Origin of the sequence: Streptomyces sp. NPDC091377 (assembly GCF_044757045.1) — a bacterium.
Taxonomy (GTDB): domain Bacteria; phylum Actinomycetota; class Actinomycetes; order Streptomycetales; family Streptomycetaceae; genus Streptomyces.
This window is the reverse complement of sequence record NZ_JBIVUE010000052.1, coordinates 1-4,895: the sequence shown is the minus strand read 5'-3', so window position 1 is coordinate 4,895 and position 4,895 is coordinate 1. Positions and strand designations below refer to the sequence as shown.

At 70.9% G+C, this 4,895-nt stretch carries 1 protein-coding gene; it reads left to right on the top strand.

The window, feature by feature from the left end; genetic code table 11:
- Positions 1-9: 9 nt before the first annotated feature.
- On the top strand, positions 10-4,895 hold a 4,886-nt coding region (locus tag ACIQNG_RS39040), incomplete at its 3' end, for an SDR family NAD(P)-dependent oxidoreductase (RefSeq protein WP_401492006.1).

The following is a 4,895-nucleotide window of genomic DNA, read 5'->3' as shown; positions in this document are numbered from 1 at the left end:
CCGCGGTCGGTGGTGGTTTCGGGGTCGGGTGCTGTGGTGGACGAGGTGGTGGGCCGGTGGGAGGCGGGGGGTGGTCGGGCGCGGAGGTTGCGGGTGTCGCATGCGTTCCATTCGTCGTTGATGGAGCCGATGCTGGAGGAGTTCCGTGAGGTGGTGCGGGGGCTGACGTATCACGCTCCGGCCATTCCGTTGGTGTCGAATGTGACGGGTGGGCTGGTCGATCCTTCGGTGGTGTGTGATCCGGAGTACTGGGTGCGGCATGTGCGTGAGCCGGTGCGTTTTGCGGATGGTGTGGGTGCGGCGCGTTCGGCGGGTGTGTCGGTGTTTGTGGAGGTGGGTCCGGGTGCGGTTCTGTCGGTGATGGGGCAGGAGTGTGTGCCGGAGGAGTCGGTGACGTGGGTGGCCTTGTCGCGTGGTGAGGGGGCGCCTGCTGCTGAGGTGTTGCTGTCGGGTGTGGGTGCCGTGTTCGCCGCTGGTGCGGGTGTGGACTGGGGTGCGGTGTTGGCGGGTGCTGGTGGGCGTCGGGTGGGGTTGCCGACGTATGCCTTCCAGCGGCGGCGGTACTGGCTGGAGGTGTCGGGTGCGGCCGGGGGTCCGGAGGGGCTCGGGCTGGGGGCCTTCGGGCACGGTCTGCTGGGCGCGGCAGTGACCGTCGCAGGCGCGGACACCACGGTGCTCACCGGGAGGGTGGCGCGCTCCACACATGGTTGGCTCACGGGGCATGAGATCCGGGGTCGGGTGCTGTTGCCGGGCGCGGCGCTGGTGGAGATGGCGTTGCGGGCCGGTGACGAGTCGGGCTGCCCGGTGCTGGAGGAGTTCACGCTCGAAGCACCACTGAAGCTGCCGGAATCCGGCGGCCTTCAGCTCCAACTCACCGTCGAACCACCCGAGGCCGAGGGATCCGCTCTGCGCGCTGTCGCCGTCCACGCGCGCCCCGACGACGATCCCACCCGACCGTTCTCACGCTGCGCCACGGGACGTCTTGCCCCTCAGGAGGAACCGTCCGCTGGTGACTGGCAGGGAGCATGGCCGCCGGCCGGCGCTCAGCCGGTGGATCTGGCCGGCGCGTACGAGGAGTTGGCCGGGCGGGGTTACACCTATGGTTCCGGCTTCCAGGGCCTGACCGGCGTGTGGCGGGTCGGTCCGGTCCGCTATGCCGAAGTCACCCTCCCCGACGAACACACCGGGAGCCACGGCCCGGATGCCTTCGGCCTGCACCCCGCCCTGCTCGACGCGGCCCTGCACACCCTCCTCGTCGACAGCGACAACACCGACGTACGCGTGCCGTTCGCCTGGACACGCGTCCGCCTGTACGCCACCGGTGCCACACACCTACGCGTCAAAGCGGTCCCGACCGGCCCGGACAGCGTGGAGATCACGTTGTACGACGGTGAGGGCAGGCTGGTGGCGGAGGTCGGTGAGATGAGTCTGCGAACGCTCACCGCCGAGGCCGACGCGGATCACCTCTACACCCTGCGCTGGACCCCGCAGCCCCTGCCCGCCCGTACCGTGGATCCGACGGGCTGGGCAGTGCTCGGCGCCCCGCACCTCCTTCCCGACGCACGCCACTACCGTGATCTGTCGACCCTCGTGGACGACTCCGGCCACGAGCCCGAAGCGGTCCTGTACGCGCCGCCCCGCGGTGTCCCCGTCGGTGAGGCGGTACACGCCCTGCTCGCTCTGCTCCAGCAGTACCTGAGCGAACCACGCCTGGCCGACGTCCCCTTGACCGTCCTGACCCGCTACGCCCACGCCCTCGACCCCGGCGATCCGGTCGACCCCGCACACGCCGCCCTGTGGGGCCTGACCCGCACAGCACAGACCGAGAACCCCGACCGCATCCACCTCCTCGACACCGACGACGACCCCACCCACCTCGCCCAGGCCCTCACCACCGCCACACCCCAACTCGCCCTCCGCGACACCACCCTCCACACGCCTGACCTGGCCCGCCTCCACCTACCCGAGGAACCGGACACCGCCGGCCCCTTGCGTCAGGACGGGACGGTCCTGATCACCGGCGGCGCGGGTGCCTTGGGCAGCCTTCTGGCCCGCCACCTCGTGGCGACGCACGGCGTACGCCATCTGCTTCTCACCGGGCGACGCGGCAGCGACACACCCGGAGCGGGCGAACTGCGGGCGGAATTGCGGAGGTTGGGCGCACAGGTGGACTTCGTCCGGTGTGACGTCTCCGACCGGCAGGCCCTGGCCGAGGTGCTCGCGTCGGTGCCGGAGGACCGGCCGCTCACGGCGGTCGTCCACACCGCGGGTGTGCTCGCCGACGCGACACTCGCCGCGCTGACTCCGGAAGCCGTCGACGCCGTGCTCGCGCCCAAGGTGAACGGCGCGATGCATCTGGACGAACTGACCCGCGACCTGGACCTCGACGCGTTCGTGCTCTTCTCCTCGGTGGCCGGCCTGCTCGGCACACCGGGTCAGGCGAACTACGCGGCGGCCAACGCCGCACTGGATGCCTTGGCCGCACAGCGGAACGCGCGGGGACTGCCCGGCCAGTCCCTCGCCTGGGGACTGTGGGGTGACATCGACAGCACGGTCGGAACGGACAGGAGCGAGGGCACACCCGGTACCGGCGGCAAGGGCGACAGCGTCGGCGCAGGAGGCATGGGTGCCACCCTGCGCGACACCGACCTCGCCCGCTGGTCCCGCACCGGTATCGCGCCACTGACCCCGGCACTCGGACTCGCGTCCATCGACGCGGCGCTGCGCACCCGCACGCCCCACCTCGTCCCCGTACGCCTCGATCTCCCGGCTCTGCGCACCTGGTCCGGCGGCGGCGAAATCCCCTTCCTGCTGCGGAACTTCGCGACCCGCCCCGCACGCCGTACGGCGGCCGGGGTCACTCCTGCCGGGGCGTCCACCCTGACCGCCAGGCTGTCCGGACTGGAGGAATCGGCGATCCAGGCCGAGTTGCTCGGACTGGTGCGCGCGGAAGCGGCACGCGTGCTCGGCCACAGCAGTGCCGGCACCATCGACCCGGAACAGGACTTCAAGGCGCTGGGCTTCGACTCGTTGACCGCCGTCGAACTGCGCAACCAGGTCAACGCGGCAGCGGGCATCCGGCTCGCCCCCACCGTCGTGTTCAACCACCCGACGCCCACCGCACTCGCCCGCCACCTGCGCGACGAACTCCTCGGAGCCGCCACCGCCACCGCACACCCTGTAGCCGCAGCCCCGTCCGCCACCGAGGTGGACGATCCGATCGTGGTGGTGGGAACGGCGTGCCGCTACCCGGGGGGTGTCGCCTCGCCGGAGGACCTGTGGCATCTCGTGCGCTCGGCGGGTGAGGGCATCTCGGAGTTCCCGCAGGACCGCGGCTGGGACGTGGACCTCTTTGACGAGGATCCGGGCCGGTCGGGCAAGTCGTACACCCGTCACGGCGGGTTCCTGCACGACGCGGGTGACTTCGACGCGGAGTTCTTCGGTATCTCGCCGCGTGAGGCGTTGGCGATGGATCCGCAGCAGCGGTTGGTGCTGGAGGTGTCGTGGGAGGTGTTCGAGCGGGCGGGCGTCGACCCGGACGCCCTGCGCGGCTCCCCGACCGGTGTCTACGTCGGTGTGATGTACCACGACTACGCGCCCCGTATGTCGACCGAGCACACGGAGATCGAGGGCTACGCACTCACGGGCAACCTCTCCAGCGTCCTCTCCGGACGAGTGGCGTACGCCTACGGGCTCGAAGGCCCGGCGGTGACGGTGGACACGGCCTGCTCGTCCTCGCTGGTGGCCCTGCACCTGGCGGCTCAGTCCATACGCAACGGGGAGTGCGAGCGGGCCCTGGTGGGCGGTGTCACCGTGATGGCCACCCCGAACACCTTTGTCGAGTTCTCGCGGCAGCGGGGGTTGTCGGCGGACGGTCGGTGCAAGGCGTTCGCGGAGGCTGCGGACGGCACCGGGTGGAGTGAGGGTGTCGGGCTGGTGTTGCTGGAGCGGCTGTCGGAGGCGCGGCGCCGTGGTCATGAGGTGCTGGCGGTGGTGCGGGGTTCGGCGGTCAACCAGGACGGGGCGTCGAACGGTCTGACGGCGCCGAACGGCCCTTCGCAGCAGCGGGTGATCCGGCAGGCCCTGGCCAACGCCGGCCTGAGCGCGGCCCAGGTCGACGCCGTCGAGGGACACGGGACCGGAACGAGACTGGGTGACCCCATCGAGGTGGACGCCCTGCTGGCGACGTACGGACGTGATCACACGGCGGATCGGCCGCTGTGGCTGGGTTCGGTGAAGTCGAACCTTGGTCATACGCAGGCGGCGGCCGGGGTCGCCGGGGTGATCAAGATGATCGAGGCGATGCGGCACGGCGAACTGCCGGCGACCCTGCACGTGGACCAGCCCTCCCCGCAGGTCGACTGGGAGTCGGGACACGTCGCCCTCCTGCGGGAATCCAGGCCCTGGCCGGAGTCGGGTGAGCCGCGGCGGGCGGCGGTGTCGTCGTTCGGGATCAGCGGGACGAACGCGCATGTGATTCTGGAGGCGCCACCAGAGACGGTGGAGCCGCCGTCAGTGGTTGCGGACGTTCTTCCGGTGGTGCCGTGGGTGCTGTCGGCGCGGAGCGCGGAGGGGCTGCGGGCGCAGGCGGCAAGGTTGCGGGAGTTCGTGTCGGATGCGGGTGCGGAGGTGCCCGCAGCGGATGTGGGTGTGTCGCTGCTGTCGCGAGCGGTGGGGGAGTACCGGGCCGTCGTGGTCGGCTCGGACACCGACGAACTCGCGCGGAACCTTGCGCACGTGACCGAGACAGTCACCCCCGCGGCGACTCCTGCCGCTCAAGTCGGTCTGTTGTTCACGGGTCAGGGGGCGCAGTGGTCGGGGATGGGTTCGGGGTTGTTGGGGTTCGAGGTGTTTCGGGAGGCGTTCGGGGAGGTGTGTGCGGGGTTCGATGGGTT